The organism is Escherichia sp. WS1451, from assembly GCF_046487365.1.
Taxonomy (GTDB): domain Bacteria; phylum Pseudomonadota; class Gammaproteobacteria; order Enterobacterales; family Enterobacteriaceae; genus Escherichia; species Escherichia coli.
Genome location: NZ_JBJQJP010000008.1, coordinates 1 through 18,481, shown reverse-complemented (window position 1 = coordinate 18,481; position 18,481 = coordinate 1). Strand labels below are relative to the sequence as shown.

Annotated in this window: 16 protein-coding genes and 5 tRNA genes; 13 read left to right on the top strand and 8 right to left on the bottom strand. The window is 49.9% G+C overall.

The window, feature by feature from the left end; all coding sequences use genetic code 11:
* Positions 1-115 precede the first annotated feature (115 nt).
* The 3 genes from zipA to ACJHX7_RS12145 all read left to right on the top strand — a co-directional run bounded on the left by zipA (position 116) and on the right by ACJHX7_RS12145 (position 3,420).
* Positions 116-1,114, top strand: a complete 999-nt coding sequence (gene zipA, locus ACJHX7_RS12155; RefSeq protein WP_001317975.1) for a cell division protein ZipA — start codon at positions 116-118, stop codon at positions 1,112-1,114.
* 70 nt (positions 1,115-1,184) lie between these two features.
* Complete coding sequence (gene ligA, locus ACJHX7_RS12150; protein WP_410231622.1) at positions 1,185-3,200, top strand: NAD-dependent DNA ligase LigA; 2,016 nt, start codon at positions 1,185-1,187, stop codon at positions 3,198-3,200.
* Between the two features lies 1 nt (position 3,201).
* The gene (locus ACJHX7_RS12145) at positions 3,202-3,420 is read left to right on the top strand and encodes a DUF3820 family protein (protein WP_000410202.1); all 219 of its coding nucleotides are present in this window, start codon (positions 3,202-3,204) and stop codon (positions 3,418-3,420) included.
* On the opposite strand, the gene ACJHX7_RS12140 is transcribed toward ACJHX7_RS12145, so the two are convergent.
* Positions 3,417-4,415 (bottom strand): bile acid:sodium symporter family protein, encoded by a 999-nt coding sequence (locus ACJHX7_RS12140; protein WP_000765604.1) that lies wholly within the window; start codon positions 4,413-4,415, stop codon positions 3,417-3,419. The genes ACJHX7_RS12145 and ACJHX7_RS12140 overlap by 4 nt on opposite strands.
* 89 nt (positions 4,416-4,504) lie before the next feature.
* Between ACJHX7_RS12140 and ACJHX7_RS12135 the strand changes: the two genes are divergently transcribed.
* Positions 4,505-5,431, top strand: coding sequence for a LysR family transcriptional regulator (locus ACJHX7_RS12135; protein ID WP_094029988.1), 927 nt, complete (start codon positions 4,505-4,507; stop codon positions 5,429-5,431).
* A 37-nt stretch (positions 5,432-5,468) separates the two neighbouring features.
* On the opposite strand, the gene ACJHX7_RS12130 is transcribed toward ACJHX7_RS12135, so the two are convergent.
* Entirely contained in the window at positions 5,469-6,233 is a 765-nt protein-coding gene (locus ACJHX7_RS12130; RefSeq protein ID WP_000716372.1) for an outer membrane protein OmpK, read from the bottom strand.
* 248 nt (positions 6,234-6,481) lie between these two features.
* Between ACJHX7_RS12130 and xapA the strand changes: the two genes are divergently transcribed.
* Genes xapA through xapR form a run of 4 tightly spaced genes read left to right on the top strand, consistent with a single transcriptional unit; the run spans position 6,482 to position 9,768 of the window.
* Positions 6,482-7,315, top strand: coding sequence for a xanthosine phosphorylase (gene xapA / locus ACJHX7_RS12125; RefSeq protein WP_000283878.1), 834 nt, complete (start codon positions 6,482-6,484; stop codon positions 7,313-7,315).
* Between the two features lie 60 nt (positions 7,316-7,375).
* The gene (gene xapB / locus ACJHX7_RS12120; protein WP_000020390.1) at positions 7,376-8,632 is read left to right on the top strand and encodes a xanthosine/proton symporter XapB; all 1,257 of its coding nucleotides are present in this window, start codon (positions 7,376-7,378) and stop codon (positions 8,630-8,632) included.
* Between the two features lie 52 nt (positions 8,633-8,684).
* Entirely contained in the window at positions 8,685-8,843 is a 159-nt protein-coding gene (locus ACJHX7_RS12115; RefSeq protein WP_000651752.1) for a DUF1427 family protein, read from the top strand.
* Between the two features lie 40 nt (positions 8,844-8,883).
* Positions 8,884-9,768, top strand: coding sequence for a DNA-binding transcriptional regulator XapR (gene xapR, locus ACJHX7_RS12110; protein WP_000442954.1), 885 nt, complete (start codon positions 8,884-8,886; stop codon positions 9,766-9,768).
* Between the two features lie 110 nt (positions 9,769-9,878).
* On the opposite strand, the gene ACJHX7_RS12105 is transcribed toward xapR, so the two are convergent.
* The 3 genes from ACJHX7_RS12105 to ACJHX7_RS12095 form a co-directional block, all read right to left on the bottom strand.
* Positions 9,879-9,954 (bottom strand) — tRNA-Lys (locus ACJHX7_RS12105).
* A 4-nt stretch (positions 9,955-9,958) separates the two neighbouring features.
* Positions 9,959-10,034 (bottom strand) — tRNA-Val (locus tag ACJHX7_RS12100).
* 44 nt (positions 10,035-10,078) lie between these two features.
* Positions 10,079-10,154, bottom strand: a tRNA-Val gene (locus ACJHX7_RS12095).
* 258 nt (positions 10,155-10,412) lie between these two features.
* Here ACJHX7_RS12095 and gltX point away from each other — a divergent pair.
* Positions 10,413-11,828: a glutamate--tRNA ligase gene (gltX, locus tag ACJHX7_RS12090; protein WP_094030579.1), complete on the top strand. Its 1,416-nt coding sequence runs from the start codon at positions 10,413-10,415 to the stop codon at positions 11,826-11,828.
* 52 nt (positions 11,829-11,880) lie between these two features.
* On the opposite strand, the gene ACJHX7_RS12085 is transcribed toward gltX, so the two are convergent.
* Both ACJHX7_RS12085 and ACJHX7_RS12080 read right to left on the bottom strand, forming a co-directional pair.
* Positions 11,881-12,273: a MerR family transcriptional regulator gene (locus ACJHX7_RS12085; protein ID WP_094030578.1), complete on the bottom strand. Its 393-nt coding sequence runs from the start codon at positions 12,271-12,273 to the stop codon at positions 11,881-11,883.
* A 1-nt stretch (position 12,274) separates the two neighbouring features.
* The gene (locus ACJHX7_RS12080; protein WP_122988723.1) at positions 12,275-12,634 is read right to left on the bottom strand and encodes a YfeC-like transcriptional regulator; all 360 of its coding nucleotides are present in this window, start codon (positions 12,632-12,634) and stop codon (positions 12,275-12,277) included.
* A gap of 220 nt (positions 12,635-12,854) precedes the next feature.
* Between ACJHX7_RS12080 and ACJHX7_RS12075 the strand changes: the two genes are divergently transcribed.
* From ACJHX7_RS12075 to ACJHX7_RS12065, 3 genes are all read left to right on the top strand, one after another.
* Positions 12,855-12,930 (top strand) — tRNA-Ala (locus ACJHX7_RS12075).
* Positions 12,931-12,969: 39 nt separating this feature from the next.
* A tRNA-Ala gene (locus tag ACJHX7_RS12070) sits at positions 12,970-13,045 on the top strand.
* Between the two features lie 207 nt (positions 13,046-13,252).
* A complete protein-coding gene (locus ACJHX7_RS12065) occupies positions 13,253-15,442 on the top strand; it encodes a sensor domain-containing phosphodiesterase (RefSeq protein ID WP_094030577.1) in 2,190 nt (729 codons plus the stop codon).
* A 49-nt stretch (positions 15,443-15,491) separates the two neighbouring features.
* On the opposite strand, the gene nupC is transcribed toward ACJHX7_RS12065, so the two are convergent.
* Positions 15,492-16,694 (bottom strand): nucleoside permease NupC, encoded by a 1,203-nt coding sequence (gene nupC, locus ACJHX7_RS12060; RefSeq protein WP_000376337.1) that lies wholly within the window; start codon positions 16,692-16,694, stop codon positions 15,492-15,494.
* Between the two features lie 335 nt (positions 16,695-17,029).
* Here nupC and ACJHX7_RS12055 point away from each other — a divergent pair, with 335 nt between their 5' ends.
* Complete coding sequence (locus tag ACJHX7_RS12055) at positions 17,030-18,268, top strand: Nramp family divalent metal transporter (protein ID WP_000186369.1); 1,239 nt, start codon at positions 17,030-17,032, stop codon at positions 18,266-18,268.
* Positions 18,269-18,481: the final 213 nt, after the last annotated feature.

The following is an 18,481-nucleotide window of genomic DNA, read 5'->3' as shown; positions in this document are numbered from 1 at the left end:
TCTATCTTTGTGCTGTGAAAGTTAATAGTGCACTTGCACTTGAGGTAATCGGCAAATACTCTTAGTGAGTAAATGTTTGCCGTGGTGGCAAGGTGTTAGAACAACAGAGAATATAATGATGCAGGATTTGCGTCTGATATTAATCATTGTTGGCGCGATCGCCATAATCGCTTTACTGGTACATGGTTTCTGGACCAGCCGTAAAGAACGATCTTCTATGTTCCGCGATCGGCCATTAAAACGAATGAAGTCAAAACGTGACGACGATTCTTATGACGAGGATGTCGAAGATGATGAGGGCGTTGGTGAGGTTCGAGTTCACCGCGTGAATCATGCCCCGGCTAACGCCCAGGAGCATGAGGCTGCTCGTCCGTCGCCGCAACACCAGTACCAACCGCCTTATGCGTCTGCGCAGCCGCGTCAACCGGTCCAGCAGCCGCCTGAAGCTCAGGTACCGCCGCAACATGCTCCGCGTCCAGCGCAGCCGGTGCAGCAACCCGTGCAGCAGCCTGCCTATCAGCCGCAGCCTGAACAGCCGTTGCAGCAGCCAGTTTCGCCACAGGTCGCATCAGCGCCGCAGCCAGTGCATTCAGCACCGCAACCGGCACAACAGGCTTTCCAGCCTGCAGAGCCTGTAGCGGCACCACAGCCTGAGCCTGTAGCGGAACCGGCTCCAGTTATGGATAAACCGAAGCGCAAAGAAGCGGTGATTATCATGAACGTCGCGGCGCATCACGGTAGCGAGTTAAACGGTGAACTGCTTCTTAACAGCATTCAACAAGCGGGCTTCATTTTTGGCGATATGAATATTTACCATCGTCATCTTAGCCCGGATGGCAGCGGCCCGGCGTTATTTAGCCTGGCGAATATGGTGAAACCGGGAACCTTTGATCCTGAAATGAAGGATTTCACTACTCCGGGTGTCACTATCTTTATGCAGGTACCGTCTTACGGTGACGAGCTGCAGAACTTCAAGCTGATGCTGCAATCTGCGCAGCATATTGCCGATGAAGTGGGCGGTGTAGTGCTTGACGATCAGCGCCGTATGATGACTCCGCAGAAATTGCGCGAGTACCAGGACATCATCCGCGAAGTCAAAGACGCCAACGCCTGATACACTTAAGGCAAATTAACTCCTTTTCGAACCCCCGCTTGTCGGGGGTTTTTAGCATTGATGGTGCGATATGGAATCAATCGAACAACAACTGACAGAACTGCGAACGACGCTTCGCCATCATGAATATCTTTATCATGTGATGGATGCGCCGGAAATTCCCGACGCGGAATACGACAGGTTGATGCGCGAACTGCGCGAGCTGGAAACCAAACATCCAGAACTGATTACGCCTGATTCGCCTACCCAACGTGTAGGTGCTGCGCCGCTGGCGGCTTTCAGCCAGATCCGCCATGAAGTGCCAATGCTGTCGCTGGATAACGTTTTTGATGAAGAAAGCTTTCTTGCCTTCAACAAACGAGTGCAGGACCGTCTGAAAAGCAACGAGAAAGTCACCTGGTGCTGTGAGCTGAAGCTGGATGGTCTTGCCGTCAGTATTCTGTATGAAAATGGTGTTTTAGTCAGTGCCGCGACCCGTGGCGATGGCACCACCGGGGAAGATATCACGTCTAATGTGCGTACTATTCGCGCCATTCCGCTGAAGCTACACGGAGAGAATATCCCGGCGCGTCTGGAAGTGCGTGGTGAAGTGTTCCTGCCGCAGGCGGGGTTCGAAAAGATTAACGAAGATGCGCGACGCACGGGCGGGAAAGTGTTTGCTAACCCACGTAATGCGGCAGCTGGTTCACTGCGTCAGCTTGATCCGCGTATTACAGCGAAGCGACCGCTCACTTTTTTCTGCTACGGCGTTGGTGTTCTGGAAGGTGGCGAGCTGCCGGATACTCATCTTGGCCGCTTACTGCAATTTAAAAAGTGGGGGGTGCCGGTCAGCGATCGGGTAACGCTTTGTGAATCGGCGGAAGAAGTGCTGGCGTTCTATCACAAAGTGGAAGAAGACCGCCCGACGCTGGGCTTTGATATCGACGGCGTGGTGATTAAAGTCAACTCACTGGCACAGCAGGAGCAGCTTGGCTTTGTCGCGCGTGCCCCGCGCTGGGCGGTAGCGTTTAAATTCCCGGCGCAGGAACAGATGACCTTTGTGCGTGACGTCGAGTTTCAGGTTGGGCGTACTGGCGCGATTACGCCTGTTGCGCGTCTGGAACCTGTCCATGTTGCTGGCGTGCTGGTGAGTAACGCAACCTTACACAATGCGGATGAAATCGAACGTCTTGGTTTACGCATTGGCGATAAAGTGGTGATTCGCCGCGCTGGCGACGTGATCCCGCAGGTGGTTAACGTCGTGCTTTCTGAACGCCCGGAAGATACCCGTGAGGTTGTATTCCCGACGCATTGTCCGGTATGTGGTTCTGACGTTGAGCGTGTGGAAGGTGAAGCGGTTGCCCGCTGTACCGGTGGCCTGATTTGCGGTGCGCAGCGTAAAGAGTCGCTGAAACACTTTGTTTCCCGCCGTGCGATGGATGTTGACGGAATGGGCGACAAAATCATCGATCAGCTGGTTGAAAAAGAATATGTCCACACTCCGGCGGATCTGTTCAAACTCACCGCAGGCAAACTGACCGGACTGGAGCGTATGGGGCCAAAATCGGCACAAAACGTGGTTAACGCGCTGGAAAAAGCGAAAGAAACCACCTTTGCTCGCTTCCTCTATGCACTTGGCATCCGTGAAGTCGGCGAGGCCACCGCAGCAGGTCTGGCGGCATATTTCGGCACGCTGGAAGCGCTGGAAGCCGCTTCGATTGAAGAGCTGCAAAAGGTACCTGATGTTGGTATTGTCGTTGCCTCCCACGTTCACAACTTCTTTGCCGAAGAAAGCAACCGCAATGTCATCAGCGCGCTGTTGGCGGAAGGTGTTCACTGGCCTGAGCCGATCGTTATCAATGCGGAAGAGATTGACAGTCCGTTTGCTGGTAAAACCGTGGTGCTTACGGGCAGCTTAAGCCAGATGTCGCGTGATGACGCTAAAGCTCGACTGGTCGAACTGGGGGCGAAAGTCGCGGGCAGCGTGTCGAAGAAAACCGATCTGGTGATAGCGGGTGAAGCTGCAGGATCTAAACTGGCGAAGGCGCAGGAACTGGGCATTGAAGTCATCGACGAAGCGGAAATGCTGCGTTTGCTGGGTAGCTGAGATGGAAAAAGAGCAGCTGATTGAAATAGCCAATACGATAATGCCGTTTGGCAAATACAAAGGGCGTCGCTTAATCGACCTGCCGGAGGAGTATCTTCTGTGGTTTGCCCGCAAAGATGAGTTCCCGGCAGGGAAGCTCGGTGAGCTAATGCAAATCACGCTGCTGATTAAAACCGAGGGGCTGACGCAACTGGTCCAGCCCCTGAAACGCACACTTTAAGCTTTATCGGCGCTGCTTTCCTGCTGCGCCTGTAACTGTTCGGTCTGGCGTTTGTATCGACGCGCCAGCACCGCACAGACCATCAATTGGATCTGATGGAAAATCATCAGAGGCAGCACCATCATACCGATCACCGATGTGGGGAAAAGAATGTTTGCCATCGGGATGCCATTTGCCAGACTCTTTTTCGAACCACAAAAGACGATAGTAATTTCATCTGCCTTATTGAAGCCCAGTCGGCGTGCCATAAAGACGTTAACTACAATCACGATAGCCAGAAGAACGCAACTGACCACCACGATAAACAGCAATGATCCCCAGCCAACTTTGTGCCAGATACCGTTAACGACGGCTTCGCTGAATGCCGTATAAACCACCAACAGAATGGACGTCTGGTCAGTTTTCGCAATCCATTTTTTATTACGCGACACCCAGTCACCAATCCACGGCCGGGAAAGATGCCCCAACACAAATGGCAGCAACAGTTGCAGCATAATTTTACCGACCTGCTCAAGGCTCCCCCCTGCACCGTGAACATTCATCACCAGACCAACCAGCAATGGTGAAAGGAAAATCCCCAGCAGGCTGGATGCTGACGCAGAACAAACCGCCGCCGCGACGTTACCGCCCGCCATTGACGTGAAGGCGATTGCAGACTGCACGGTAGCAGGAAGAATGCACAAGTAGAGAAAACCGGAATAGAGCATCGGGTCGACATTTACCGGTTTCCACCAGGCAAACAGCACGCCCAAAATTGGGAACAGCACGAAGGTGCTACACATCACCCATAAATGCAGTCGCCAATGACCACCGCCTGCAATAATGGCTTCTCGCGATAACTTCGCGCCGTGCATAAAGAACAGCAGAGCAATGGCTGCGGTAGTCAGATTTTCAAAGAAGGGAACGAAATCGCCCCTGGCCGGAAAGAAAGAGGCCAGCAACACCACCGTGATCAGGGTTAAGGTGAAAGGATCGAGGATACGAAAAAGTTTCATAAAGACTCCAGATGATCGATGGTTCTATTGTGCTTCTTCCAGTTTGAGAAATAAAATTGATTTATTGCATCCATTCATGAAGAAAACAGATGAATTATTCTTTAAAACAATTAAAGGTTTTCGTCACAGTAGCGCAGGAGAAAAGTTTTAGTCGTGCAGGAGAGCGTATCGGCCTGAGCCAGTCGGCAGTGAGTCACAGTGTGAAGGAGCTGGAAAATCATACTGGTGTTCGCCTGCTGGACAGAACCACGCGTGAAGTGGTGCTTACAGATGCAGGGCAGCAGTTGGCTTTGCGTCTTGAGCGACTGCTGGATGAACTTAACAGCACGTTGCGCGATACCGGGCGTATGGGGCAACAACTGAGCGGAAAAGTTCGGGTCGCTGCCAGCCAGACCATTTCCGCGCATCTTATTCCGCAATGCATTGCTGAAAGCCATCGCCGCTATCCAGATATTCAGTTTGTCCTGCACGATCGTCCGCAGCAGTGGGTGATGGAAAGTATTCGCCAGGGAGATGTCGATTTTGGCATCGTCATCGATCCAGGCCCAGTGAGCGATCTGCAATGTGAAGCGATTCTTTCCGAGCCTTTCTTCTTGCTTTGCCATCGCGATAGCGCTTTGGCCGCGGAAGATTATGTCCCCTGGCAGGCATTACAGGGAGCGAAATTGGTGTTGCAGGATTACGCGTCAGGCAGCCGACCGCTGATTGACGCAGCTCTGGCGCGCAATGGTATTCAGGCGAATATTGTGCAGGAGATTGGACATCCGGCGACGCTGTTCCCGATGGTAGCCGCAGACATCGGCATCAGTATTCTTCCCGCACTGGCGCTACCATTGCCTGAAGGTAGCCCGCTGGTGGTAAAGCGCATTACGCCGGTGGTGGAACGCCAGTTGATGCTGGTGCGCAGGAAGAACCGTTCACTTTCCACCGCCGCACAAGCGTTATGGGACGTGGTACGAGGCCAGGGCCGTGCGCTAATGGCTGGGCGGGAAGGGGATCCGCTGTATCAGATATAGAGCTATTCATACTGCCGGGAGCCCCGGCAGTAATCAATCAGAAATTAAATTTGATGGAGTAGATTATTGCATCCTGGTAAAAATCTTCGCCCAGTTTGTCATCCGCATAACGATACTGAATCCCTGTGGTGATGTGTGAAGTTGCATTCCACCAAAGTGCGACGGCACCGTTCAGACCTTCTTTGCCGCCATTACCTGCCGCGTAGGTGGCATCACGATCAAACTCGTACTCGTTCCAGTTGGTGAGGGTGAATTTCTCACTGCCCAGCATAAAGCTGTAACCTGCAACCCAACCGGCGACATAACCGTTATCGCCGGTATAATAGGTTTGGTCTGTATAGCGTTTTGCAAAGAACGGTTTGAACCACCAACCGCTGCCGGTGAAATTGTAGCCGATCCCGTAAAGGAACATATCGTCATGGAAATTCACACGATTCGCAGAACCGTAGGTGCCATACGCATGCAAGTAGAGATTAAATCCGGTGTCACCCAGGTAAATACGGTTGGTATTTTTAAATGTGTAACGCTGCTCGCTACCCGGTTTATCATGACGATTATTATAAAAGTTTTCCCAGTCGAAGAACCCGTACATTTCTCCCCAACTAAAGTTAGCGCCGCCTTCCAGTTCCAGATATCCAAAATCATCTTTGTGTGATTTGGTCGACGATTTCTCAGTGGTTCTGCTAGTCCAGTCAAGATAATGAATACCTATATCAGCAAAACCGCCTTTAAATTCTGCATGGGATACTGCTGGTATCGCCAATACAGAAGAGAGTGTCAGAGTAAAAAGATGTTTTTTCATAGCATAATTCCCTATGCTGATCGTTATTAGTTGATTGCTTAATAAAAAGGTTGATTAAAAGCGGCATATTGTTAATGCAAGGGAAAGGAGAGTACCAATACAGTTTTTTCAGTCTATTAATAGTGAAAAAATATAAATATATTGATATCGAATAACTATCGGATACATGAAAAAAGTGTATTGGTATGAGTTAGGGCAATCTCGTTATAAAAAGGCGTTAGATTCCACCCTACAAAAAAAGGATATATATGTATCAGGCTCAGTTTTCTCATAACCCACTGTATTGCGTAGATATTATCAAGACTTATAAACCTGATTTCACGCCACGAGTGGCCTTTATTTTAGGTTCCGGGCTGGGCGCGCTGGCCGATCAGATTGAGAACGCGGTCGCAATTTCCTACGAAAAGCTGCCTGGGTTCCCGGTAAGTACCGTACACGGTCATGCGGGTGAGCTGGTGCTGGGTTATCTCCAGGGGGTGCCAGTGGCGTGCATGAAAGGTCGCGGACATTTCTACGAAGGTCGTGGGATGACCATCATGACGGATGCAATCCGTACCTTTAAGTTGCTGGGCTGCGAGTTGCTGTTCTGCACCAATGCGGCTGGCTCACTGCGTCCTGAAGTGGGGGCGGGCAGTCTGGTCGCATTGAAAGATCACATCAACACCATGCCGGGAACGCCGATGGTGGGTCTTAATGATGAACGTTTTGGTGAGCGCTTCTTCTCGCTGGCGAATGCCTACGATGCGGAATACCGCGCACTGTTACAAAAAGTGGCGAAAGAAGAGGGGTTCCCTCTGACGGAGGGCGTGTTCGTCTCATATCCGGGGCCGAATTTCGAGACTGCGGCGGAAATTCGCATGATGCAAATTATTGGTGGGGATGTTGTTGGTATGTCTGTGGTGCCTGAGGTTATTTCAGCTCGCCATTGCGAACTTAAAGTCGTTGCGGTCTCTGCGATTACCAACATGGCGGAAGGTCTGAGTGACGTGAAGCTTTCTCATGCCCAAACGCTGGCAGCAGCGGAACTCTCAAAGCAAAACTTTATTAATCTTATTTGCGGCTTTCTGCGCAAAATTGCCTGAGTAAAACAACAATAAACGGCCTCACTGAGTGAGGCCATATGATGCGACAAGGAAACGATTATGAGCATCGCTTTGCGCTTAAAGGTAATGTCCTTTTTGCAATATTTTATCTGGGGGAGCTGGCTGGTTACCCTCGGTTCTTACATGATTAATACCCTTCATTTCACCGGCGCTAATGTTGGCATGGTTTACAGTTCCAAAGGGATCGCCGCGATTATTATGCCGGGTATAATGGGGATCATCGCAGACAAATGGCTGCGTGCAGAACGTGCATACATGCTGTGTCACCTGGTGTGTGCGGGCGTACTTTTTTATGCGGCATCCGTAACTGATCCGGATATGATGTTTTGGGTGATGTTAGTCAATGCGATGGCGTTTATGCCGACTATTGCGTTATCGAACAGCGTCTCTTATTCCTGTCTTGCCCAGGCAGGGCTTGACCCGGTGACCGCTTTCCCGCCCATTCGCGTTTTTGGTACGGTGGGGTTCATTGTCGCCATGTGGGCAGTAAGCCTGCTGCATCTGGAATTGAGTAGTCTGCAACTGTATATCGCGTCCGGTGCGTCATTGCTGCTGTCGGCTTATGCGCTGACTTTGCCGAAGATTCCGGTTGCGGAGAAAAAAGCGACTACATCGCTTGCCAGCAAGCTGGGCCTGGATGCCTTCGTGCTGTTTAAAAATCCACGCATGGCTATCTTTTTCCTCTTCGCCATGATGCTGGGCGCGGTGCTGCAAATTACCAACGTTTTTGGCAACCCGTTCCTGCATGATTTTGCCCGTAATCCTGAGTTTGCTGATAGCTTCGTGGTGAAATACCCGTCCATTTTACTGTCAGTTTCACAGATGGCTGAAGTCGGTTTCATTCTGACGATACCGTTCTTTTTGAAGCGTTTCGGTATTAAAACCGTCATGCTGATGAGTATGGTGGCGTGGACGCTGCGCTTTGGCTTCTTTGCCTACGGCGACCCATCACCAACCGGGTTTATTTTGTTGCTGCTGTCGATGATTGTTTACGGTTGTGCATTCGATTTCTTCAATATTTCTGGTTCGGTCTTTGTCGAACAGGAAGTTGATTCCAGCATTCGTGCCAGCGCCCAGGGCCTTTTTATGACGATGGTAAATGGCGTCGGCGCATGGGTTGGCTCGATTCTGAGCGGTATGGCAGTGGATTACTTCTCGGTGGATGGCGTAAAAGATTGGCATACCATTTGGCTGATGTTTGCAGGGTATGCTCTTTTCCTCGCAGTGATATTTTTCTTTGGGTTTAAATATAACCATGACCCTGAAAAGATAACGCATCGTTCAGTTACACATTAAAAGGATTCGCAGCTCTGTTCCTTGGGGCTGCTTTTATGATAAAGGTTAATTAGTGAAAGATATTTTATTTTCTTCTGGCGTTGGTTTTGGCATTGGTGCTTTGTTTACAATCGTGCGATTACCTATTCCTGTTCCAAATGTATTGCCGGGTATATTATCCATCGTGTTTATGTATGTCGGATATCTGGTGGTGAAATACTTTATGCCATGATAATTTAATACGATATATTTTTTATATGGAGCACTTAATTATGGAACGCGTATATAGAACAGATCTTAAGTTGCTCCGTTATTTTCTTGCCGTAGCGGAAGAGTTGCATTTTGGTCGCGCAGCAGCGCGTTTAAATATGTCTCAGCCTCCGCTCAGTATTCATATTAAAGAGCTGGAAAATCAACTCGGCACGCAGCTTTTTATTCGCCATTCGCGCAGCGTCGTACTGACACACGCGGGCAAAATCTTGATGGAAGAATCGCGTCGATTGCTGGTGAATGCAAATAATGTATTGGCTCGGGTTGAACAAATAGGTCGGGGAGAAGCAGGGCGGATTGAACTCGGGGTTGTGGGAACGGCAATGTGGGGACGGATGCGCCCGGTTATGCGGCGATTCCTTAGAGAAAATCCTAACGTTGAAGTTCTGTTTCGCGAAAAGATGCCCGCGATGCAAATGGCCTTGCTGGAACGCCGCGAACTTGATGCCGGGATCTGGCGAATGGCGACAGAACCACCGACTGGTTTTACCAGCTTACGGTTGCATGAATCGGCGTTTCTGGTGGCGATGCCTGAAGAGCATCATCTCTCATCATTTTCCACCGTCCCGCTGGAAGCGCTACGTGACGAGTATTTCGTTACAATGCCGCCCGTGTACACTGACTGGGATTTTTTGCAGCGAGTTTGCCAGCAGGTGGGATTTTCACCGGTTGTTATTCGCGAAGTTAATGAACCGCAAACGGTACTCGCCATGGTCAGTATGGGTATTGGTATCACATTGATAGCGGACAGCTACGCGCAGATGAACTGGCCAGGTGTCATATTCCGTCCGCTCAAAGAACGCATCCCGGCAGACTTATATATTGTTTATGAAACGCAGCAGGTGACGCCCGCGCTGGTTAAACTGCTGGCGGCGTTGGCGCAGTAGATGAGAGGCACGGGAACTGCCGGACATAGTTGGTCTGATAAGCGAAGCGCATCAGGCAATTTCGCAAATTGCAGATAGCAAAAAAGCGCCTTTAGGGCGCTTTTTTACATTGGTGGGTCGTGCAGGATTCGAACCTGCGACCAATTGATTAAAAGTCAACTGCTCTACCAACTGAGCTAACGACCCGAAGTGGTGGGTGATGACGGGATCGAACCGCCGACCCCCTCCTTGTAAGGGAGGTGCTCTCCCAGCTGAGCTAATCACCCACTTCTCAATTTCTTGCTACACGGCGGAGACTACATAAAGTAGTTGGTGGGTGATGACGGGATCGAACCGCCGACCCCCTCCTTGTAAGGGAGGTGCTCTCCCAGCTGAGCTAATCACCCCCGCTGTGTGGAGTCGCATTATAGGGAGAGTTCAAAATGAGTCAACGCATTTTCTAAAGAAATTGTTCGTTCGTCGTAAATTTAAGCAAGATGATCGCAAAACAGACCGTGTTGCGCAATTTGTCAACGAAAACAATAATGCGTAAGGTTGCAACCCGAACTACATTGAGGAATCAGGCGGGAGTGATAGAATATCGCCCACTCAATTTTTCCAGGATTTGCCGGTTGTCGGCATCTTTCTAAACGTAAGGCCATTTCATGAAAATCAAAACTCGCTTCGCGCCAAGCCCAACAGGCTATCTGCACGTTGGCGGCGCGCGTACTGCTCTTTACTCCTGGCTTTTTGCACGTAACCACGGCGGTGAGTTCGTGCTGCGTATTGAAGACACCGATCTTGAGCGTTCCACGCCGGAAGCTATCGAAGCCATTATGGATGGCATGAACTGGCTGAGCCTGGAGTGGGATGAAGGTCCGTACTACCAGACCAAACGTTTTGATCGCTACAACGCGGTGATCGATCAGATGCTGGAAGAGGGCACAGCTTATAAATGTTATTGCTCTAAAGAGCGCCTGGAAGCGCTGCGCGAAGAGCAAATGGCGAAAGGTGAGAAGCCGCGTTATGACGGTCGCTGCCGCCACAGCCATGAGCATCATGCTGATGATGAACCGTGCGTTGTACGTTTTGCTAACCCGCAGGAAGGTTCTGTTGTTTTTGACGATCAGATCCGTGGCCCGATTGAGTTCAGCAACCAGGAGCTGGATGATCTGATTATCCGTCGTACCGATGGTTCCCCAACCTATAACTTCTGTGTGGTGGTTGATGACTGGGATATGGAAATCACCCATGTTATCCGTGGCGAAGACCATATCAACAACACGCCGCGCCAGATCAACATTCTTAAAGCCCTGAAAGCGCCGGTACCGGTTTACGCGCACGTTTCTATGATCAACGGCGATGACGGTAAAAAACTGTCCAAACGTCACGGGGCGGTCAGCGTAATGCAGTATCGTGATGACGGTTATCTGCCAGAAGCACTGCTGAACTATCTGGTGCGTCTGGGCTGGTCCCACGGCGATCAGGAAATCTTCACTCGTGAAGAGATGATCAAATACTTCACTCTGAATGCCGTCAGCAAATCTGCCAGTGCGTTCAACACCGACAAGCTGCTGTGGCTGAACCATCACTACATTAACGCGCTGCCGCCGGAGTATGTTGCTACTCACTTACAGTGGCACATTGAGCAGGAAAATATCGATACCCGTAACGGCCCGCAGCTGGCTGATCTGGTGAAACTACTGGGTGAACGCTGCAAGACGCTGAAAGAGATGGCACAGAGCTGCCGCTATTTCTACGAAGATTTTGCTGAGTTCGATGCCGACGCCGCGAAAAAACATCTGCGTCCGGTAGCGCGTCAGCCGCTGGAAGTGGTTCGTGACAAACTGGCCGCGATTACTGACTGGACCGCTGAAAACGTTCATCACGCTATTCAGGCGACGGCGGATGAGCTGGAAGTGGGTATGGGTAAAGTTGGTATGCCGCTGCGTGTCGCCGTAACCGGTGCGGGGCAGTCTCCGGCGCTGGATATTACCGTTCACGCAATCGGTAAGACCCGCAGTATCGAGCGTATCAACAAAGCGCTGGCTTTTATTGCTGAACGCGAAAATCAGCAGTAATTAGCGTATAAAAAGATAAACGGCAGGAGATAATATCCTGCCGTTTTTTTATTTATGCTGATTCGTCAATATCGAGACGGGCGAGGAAATTGCGAATTCCTTCACGTGACAAAAATTGCGCGACTTTTTCCTGCTCAATGTCAGTCATATTGTCTATCGCGTTGATGATTTGTCGATACGCCGGGGCGCGTGCTCCAGGAGCGTATTCAGCAATTCTCTCTTCAGCTTCCATCAACATTGGTGTGTTATGGAACGCAGGCGTGTTCTGAATAAACTCGCAAACCTGCGAATCGACCAGAATAAGTCTGGCACGACCGCCTTTCACGCCAGGAAATTTTTCCGTTTTCCAGCCTTTTTCTCTGATCCAACGGTTAACAGTTTGTTTAGCCACACCGAGGCATTCAGCCAGTTCTTCGGTGGTCATTTTATTGCGTAATCTTTTCATATTATTTGCTATCGCGAATCCCTAAGCGTTTTAACAATCCGATAATCCCTTCCCGCAGAAGCAAGGATGTAAACTGTTTTTGTTCAACTGGCGTCATCTCTTTCGCCAGTGTCACCAGCAACACTTCAAGCGGCGCATCACCAGACAGGGCAGGCGCTTCTCCCTGACCTTCTGGACGTTCAGCATTGCGAATATATTCACGAACCTGTTCATTGACGTGAACCAGTCGGGCTTTGCCACCCTGGACGCCAGGTTTTGGTGACGTTGTCCAGCCTTCCTTGCGTACCCATTTATTAATGGTCTGGCGGCTATAGCCGGTCAGTCTGGCAAGTTCATCTGGTGTCATCCTCTCCTTGAACATAACAATTCCCTGAATGTATGTGGGTCTATTAGTAGTTCATTTTATAACACCACTTTACAGGAAACCGTGACATGAATAACTACTGAATGCGAGCGGTTTTCCAAAATTGTTCATTTGCCTGATTTTTCAGCGATTGAAACTACACGTTGCAATTTGCCGTTGACACATTCGGGCGGAATTCATATGATGCCGCCCGTCAACTCGACAAGCTTTACGTGACGGGGCTATAGCTCAGCTGGGAGAGCGCTTGCATGGCATGCAAGAGGTCAGCGGTTCGATCCCGCTTAGCTCCACCAAATTTTGCACCCAACAAAATTGGTACGTAAACGCCTCGTGGGGCTATAGCTCAGCTGGGAGAGCGCTTGCATGGCATGCAAGAGGTCAGCGGTTCGATCCCGCTTAGCTCCACCAAATTTCAAACCCTCGCTGTAAAGCGGGGGTTTTTTGTCTCTGCTTTTTGCCGCTTTTGTAATACAGTCTACGTCCGGGTTAGCGCCGCCTGGTGAAAGCATCATTGGATGAAAAATCGGCAACAGGCTGGCCCCTGTTTGCTTCGCGATGCGAATAAACTTATTATTTGTGTGCCTGAAAACCCCGATCAGTGAGAGTAGTTTACTCATGTTTGTGGAGCATAACCTGATAAAAAATATCAAGATATTCACACTAGCGTTTACGCTCACCGTGGTACTTATTCAGCTATCCCGTTTAATTTCGCCACTTGCTGTTATCCATTCCAATTATATCTTTCTGGCGTGGATGCCACTGTGCGTAATGCTGTCAATCTTGTTTATCTTTGGCTGGCGCGGTGTCGTTCCCGTTTTATGCGGGATGTTTTGCACCAATCTGTGGAACTTTCATCTCTCTTTTTTACAGACCGCGGTCATGCTCGGCAGCCAGACGTTTGTTGTGTTGTGTGCCTGCGCAATATTACGCTGGCAGCTGGGGACGCGTTGGCGTTATGGATTGACCAGCCGATATGTCTGGCAACGTCTGTTCTGGCTTGGTTTGGTGGCGCCGATTGGCATCAAATGCAGCATGTATCTTGTGGGAAATTTCTTTGATTTTCCGCTAAAGATATCTACCTTTTTCGGCGATGCGGATGCCATTTTCACGGTCGTTGATTTGCTAAGCCTTTTCACCGCAGTGCTGATTTACAACATGCTTTTTTACTATCTCACCCGCATGATTGTAAGTCCCCACTTTGCACAGATATTGTGGCGTAGGGATATCGCTCCGTCGTTGAGCAAAGAGAAACGCGCATTTACCTTAAGCTGGCTGGCAGCTCTTAGCGTGCTGCTACTTCTGATGTGCACACCGTATGAAAATGACTTTATTGCCGGTTACCTGGTACCTGTTTTCTTTATCATCTTTACCCTCGGTGTCGGTAAGCTTCGCTATCCGTTTTTAAATCTCACCTGGGCTGTTTCAACGCTTTGCCTTCTGAATTACAACCAGAACTTTTTGCAAGGGGTACTAACCGAATATTCGCTGGCATTTATTCTCGCAGTACTGATTTCCTTTAGTGTTTGCCTGCTCTATATGGTGCGTATTTATCATCGTAGTGAATGGCTTAACCGCCGCTGGCATTTGCAGGCGCTGACCGATCCGTTAACGCTTCTACCCAACTTTCGTGCGTTGGAGCAAGCGCCGGAGCAAGAGGCGGGCAAGAGTTTTTGCTGCCTGCGCATTGATAATCTTGAGTTTATGAGTCGTCATTACGGCTTAATGATGCGCGTTCACTGTATCCGCTCAATTTACCGTACGCTGCTGCCGTTGATGCAGGAAAACGAAAAGTTGTATCAATTGCCGGGTAGTGAACTGCTGATAGTGCTGAGCGGGCCGGAAACGGAAGGGCGACTCCAGCATATGGTTAACATCCTGAATAGTCGGCAAATTCACTGGAACAATACCGGGCTGGATATGGGCTATGGTGCTGCCTGGGGGCGTTTTGATGGAAATCAGGAAACCCTGCAACCCTTGTTGGGGCAGTTAAGCTGGCTGGCGGAACAATCCTGCGCTCATCATCATGTGCTGGCGCTGGATAGCAGAGAGGAGATGGTTTCCGGGCAGACCACTAAACAGGTGCTATTGCTGAATACCATTCGTACTGCATTAGATCAGGGCGATTTGCTGCTCTACGCCCAGCCAATTCGCAACAAAGAGGGTGAAGGTTATGATGAGATCCTCGCGCGACTGAAATATGACGGCGGCATTATGACCCCGGATAAGTTTCTGCCCCTTATTGCTCAGTTTAACCTTAGCGCGCGTTTTGATTTGCAAGTGCTGGAATCCTTGTTGAAGTGGCTGGCAACACACCCTTGCGACAAAAAAGGTCCGCGCTTTTCAGTCAATTTAATGCCGCTCACGCTGCTGCAAAAAAATATCGCCGGGCGGATTATTCGTCTGTTTAAGCGTTATCACATCTCCCCGCAGGCGGTCATTCTTGAGATCACCGAGGAGCAGGCGTTTTCTAACGCAGAAAGCAGCATGTACAACATCGAGCAACTGCATAAGTTTGGTTTCCGGATTGCGATTGATGACTTTGGCACCGGCTATGCCAACTACGAACGGTTAAAGCGTTTGCAGGCTGATATCATCAAAATTGATGGTGTCTTTGTGAAAGATATCGTCACGAATACGCTGGATGCGATGATTGTGAGATCAATTACCGATCTGGCGAAAGCGAAGTCATTGAGTGTGGTCGCGGAGTTTGTCGAGACGCAACAGCAGCAGGCGCTATTGCATAAGCTCGGGGTGCAATATCTGCAAGGGTATTTGATTGGTCGCCCGCAGCCATTAGCTGATTAACAGGCGTAAAAAAACCGGGGAATTATCCCCGGCTTTTTTATGTATGGTTTTACAGCACCAGTGCTGCGATTGACGCAGACAGCACACTCACCAGGGTAGAGCCGTAAACCAGTTTCAGACCGAAGCGAGAAACCACGTTACCTTGTTCTTCATTCAGGCCTTTAACCGCACCCGCGATAATTCCGATTGAAGAGAAGTTAGCGAAGGAAACCAGGAACACAGAGATGATGCCTTCAGCACGCGGAGAGAGCGTGGAAGCAATTTTCTGCAGATCCATCATCGCAACGAACTCGTTAGAAACCAGTTTGGTCGCCATGATACTGCCCACTTGCAGTGCTTCACTGGAAGGAACACCCATCACCCATGCAATCGGATAGAAGATGTAGCCCAGGATGCCCTGGAAGGAGATGCTGTAGCCAAACCAGCCAGTCACGGTAGCAAACAGTGCGTTCAGCGCGGCGATCAGGGCGATAAAGCCAATCAGCATTGCGGCAACGATAATGGCAACTTTGAAACCTGCCAGAATGTATTCACCCAGCATTTCGAAGAAGCTCTGACCTTCGTGCAGGTTGGACATCTGAATATTTTCTTCACTGGCATCAACACGGTAAGGGTTGATCAGCGACAGCACGATAAAGGTGCTGAACATGTTCAGTACCAGCGCTGCAACGACGTATTTCGGCTCCAGCATGGTCATGTATGCACCAACGATGGACATCGACACGGTGGACATCGCCGTAGCTGCCATGGTGTACATACGATTGCGGGAGATTTTGCCGAGGATATCTTTATAGGCAATAAAGTTTTCAGACTGACCCAGAATCAGAGAGCTGACGGCGTTAAAGGATTCCAGTTTGCCCATGCCGTTGACTTTGGAGAGCAGGAAACCAATTGCGCGGATAATCACCGGCAACACGCGAATGTGCTGGAGAATACCGATCAGTGCAGAGATAAAGACGATTGGGCACAGCACTTTCAGGAAGAAGAATGCCAGGCCTTGATCATTCATGCTACCAAAGACGAAGTTAGTCCCTTCGTTGGCAAATCCGAGCAGTTTTTCGAACATTTCGGAGAAGCCTTTCACGAAGCCTAAACCAACGTCGGAGTTCAGGAAGAACCACGCCAGTAACACTTCGATAACAAGCAGTTGAATAACATAACGGATACGAATTTTTTTGCGGTCGCTGCTTACCAGCAGTGCGAGAATCGCAACAACGGCAAGTGCCAGTACAAAATGAAGGACGCGGTCCATATTTGCTCCAAATATGAGGCAGGTTAAATTTCCGTGCACATTCTATGTAACATGGTTAAGGAAAACGAGATCTGACACACACTATAATGACGTCCTGTGACAAGCTTCAAAAATAGTGAGCTGTCATACATTTCTGCTATGTTGTGTATGGAAGCTGAAAGTTATGTAAATGTGCTAACATTAAACATAATCACAACATTCAAGTCATCAATCTTTTCGTCGTCATAATTCTGGTCTATCAAAGAAATCACCACAACCCATTTAAATGAATTTGATAATCATTCTCGTTTGACATAGCATGAAACATAGCAAAGGCTATGTTTTAGAGGCACAAGATGACTAACTATCGCGTTGAGAGTAGCAGCGGACGGGCGGCGCGCAAGATGAGGCTCGCATTAATGGGACCTGCGTTCATTGCGGCGATTGGTTATATCGATCCTGGTAACTTTGCGACCAATATTCAGGCCGGGGCCAGCTTCGGCTATCAGCTACTGTGGGTTGTCGTTTGGGCCAACCTGATGGCGATGCTGATTCAGATACTGTCTGCCAAACTGGGGATTGCCACCGGTAAAAACCTGGCGGAGCAGATTCGCGATCACTATCCGCGTCCCGTAGTGTGGTTCTATTGGGTTCAGGCAGAAATCATTGCGATGGCAACCGACCTGGCAGAATTTATTGGTGCGGCGATCGGTTTTAAACTCATTCTGGGTGTTTCGCTGTTGCAGGGCGCGGTGCTGACGGGGATCGCGACTTTCCTGATTTTAATGCTGCAACGTCGAGGGCAAAAACCGCTGGAGAAAGTGATTGGCGGGTTACTGCTGTTTGTTGCTGCGGCTTACATTGTCGAGTTGATTTTCTCCCAGCCTAACCTGGCGCAACTGGGTAAAGGAATGGTAATCCCGAGTTTACCCACCTCGGAGGCAGTCTTCCTGGCGGCAGGTGTGTTGGGGGCGACGATTATGCCGCACGTGATTTATTTGCACTCTTCGCTGACTCAGCATTTACATGGTGGTTCGCGTCAACAACGTTATTCCGCCACCAAATGGGATGTGGCTATCGCCATGACGATTGCCGGTTTTGTCAATCTGGCGATGATGGCTACAGCTGCGGCGGCGTTCCACTTTTCCGGTCATACTGGCGTTGCCGATCTTGATGAGGCTTATCTGACGCTGCAACCGTTGTTAAGCCATGCTGCGGCAACGGTTTTTGGTTTAAGTCTGGTGGCTGCGGGGCTTTCGTCGACGGTGGTGGGGACACTGGCGGGGCAGGTAGTGATGCAGGGCTTCATTCGTTTTCATATCCCGCTGTGGGTGCGTCGCACTGTTACCATGTTGCCGTCATTTATTGTCATTCTGATGGGATTAGATCCGACACGGATTCTGGTTATGAGTCAGGTGCTGTTAAGTTTTGGTATCGCCCTGGCGCTGGTTCCACTGCTGATTTTCACCAGTGACAGCAAGTTGATGGGCGATCTGGTGAACAGCAAACGCGTAAAACAGACAGGCTGGGTGATTGTAGTGCTGGTCGTGGCGCTGAATATCTGGTTGTTGGTGGGGACGGCGCTGGGATTGTAGTTGAATGAGCGTCGCATCTGGCACTATTGGCGGATGCGGCGTAAACGCATTATCCGCCCTACGCGTTAAAGAGCCGGTTTGTAGGCCTGATAAGACGCGCTATGAACTGCACCCCAAATGTTGGACATAATCTGACATCTGAAGGTGCAGTTTATGAAACATTCATTTGAAGTAAAACTTGCCGCTGTAAATCATTACCTGGCTGGTCATGCA

Coding starts and splice junctions, on each gene's coding strand:
- zipA (WP_001317975.1), top strand. CDS start 116: ATGATGCAGGATTTGCGTCTGATATTAATCATTGTTGGCGCGATCGCC.
- ligA (WP_410231622.1), top strand. CDS start 1,185: ATGGAATCAATCGAACAACAACTGACAGAACTGCGAACGACGCTTCGC.
- ACJHX7_RS12145 (WP_000410202.1), top strand. CDS start 3,202: ATGGAAAAAGAGCAGCTGATTGAAATAGCCAATACGATAATGCCGTTT.
- ACJHX7_RS12140 (WP_000765604.1), bottom strand. CDS start 4,415: ATGAAACTTTTTCGTATCCTCGATCCTTTCACCTTAACCCTGATCACG.
- ACJHX7_RS12135 (WP_094029988.1), top strand. CDS start 4,505: ATGAATTATTCTTTAAAACAATTAAAGGTTTTCGTCACAGTAGCGCAG.
- ACJHX7_RS12130 (WP_000716372.1), bottom strand. CDS start 6,233: ATGAAAAAACATCTTTTTACTCTGACACTCTCTTCTGTATTGGCGATA.
- xapA (WP_000283878.1), top strand. CDS start 6,482: ATGTATCAGGCTCAGTTTTCTCATAACCCACTGTATTGCGTAGATATT.
- xapB (WP_000020390.1), top strand. CDS start 7,376: ATGAGCATCGCTTTGCGCTTAAAGGTAATGTCCTTTTTGCAATATTTT.
- xapR (WP_000442954.1), top strand. CDS start 8,884: ATGGAACGCGTATATAGAACAGATCTTAAGTTGCTCCGTTATTTTCTT.
- gltX (WP_094030579.1), top strand. CDS start 10,413: ATGAAAATCAAAACTCGCTTCGCGCCAAGCCCAACAGGCTATCTGCAC.
- ACJHX7_RS12085 (WP_094030578.1), bottom strand. CDS start 12,273: ATGAAAAGATTACGCAATAAAATGACCACCGAAGAACTGGCTGAATGC.
- ACJHX7_RS12080 (WP_122988723.1), bottom strand. CDS start 12,634: ATGTTCAAGGAGAGGATGACACCAGATGAACTTGCCAGACTGACCGGC.
- ACJHX7_RS12065 (WP_094030577.1), top strand. CDS start 13,253: ATGTTTGTGGAGCATAACCTGATAAAAAATATCAAGATATTCACACTA.
- nupC (WP_000376337.1), bottom strand. CDS start 16,694: ATGGACCGCGTCCTTCATTTTGTACTGGCACTTGCCGTTGTTGCGATT.
- ACJHX7_RS12055 (WP_000186369.1), top strand. CDS start 17,030: ATGACTAACTATCGCGTTGAGAGTAGCAGCGGACGGGCGGCGCGCAAG.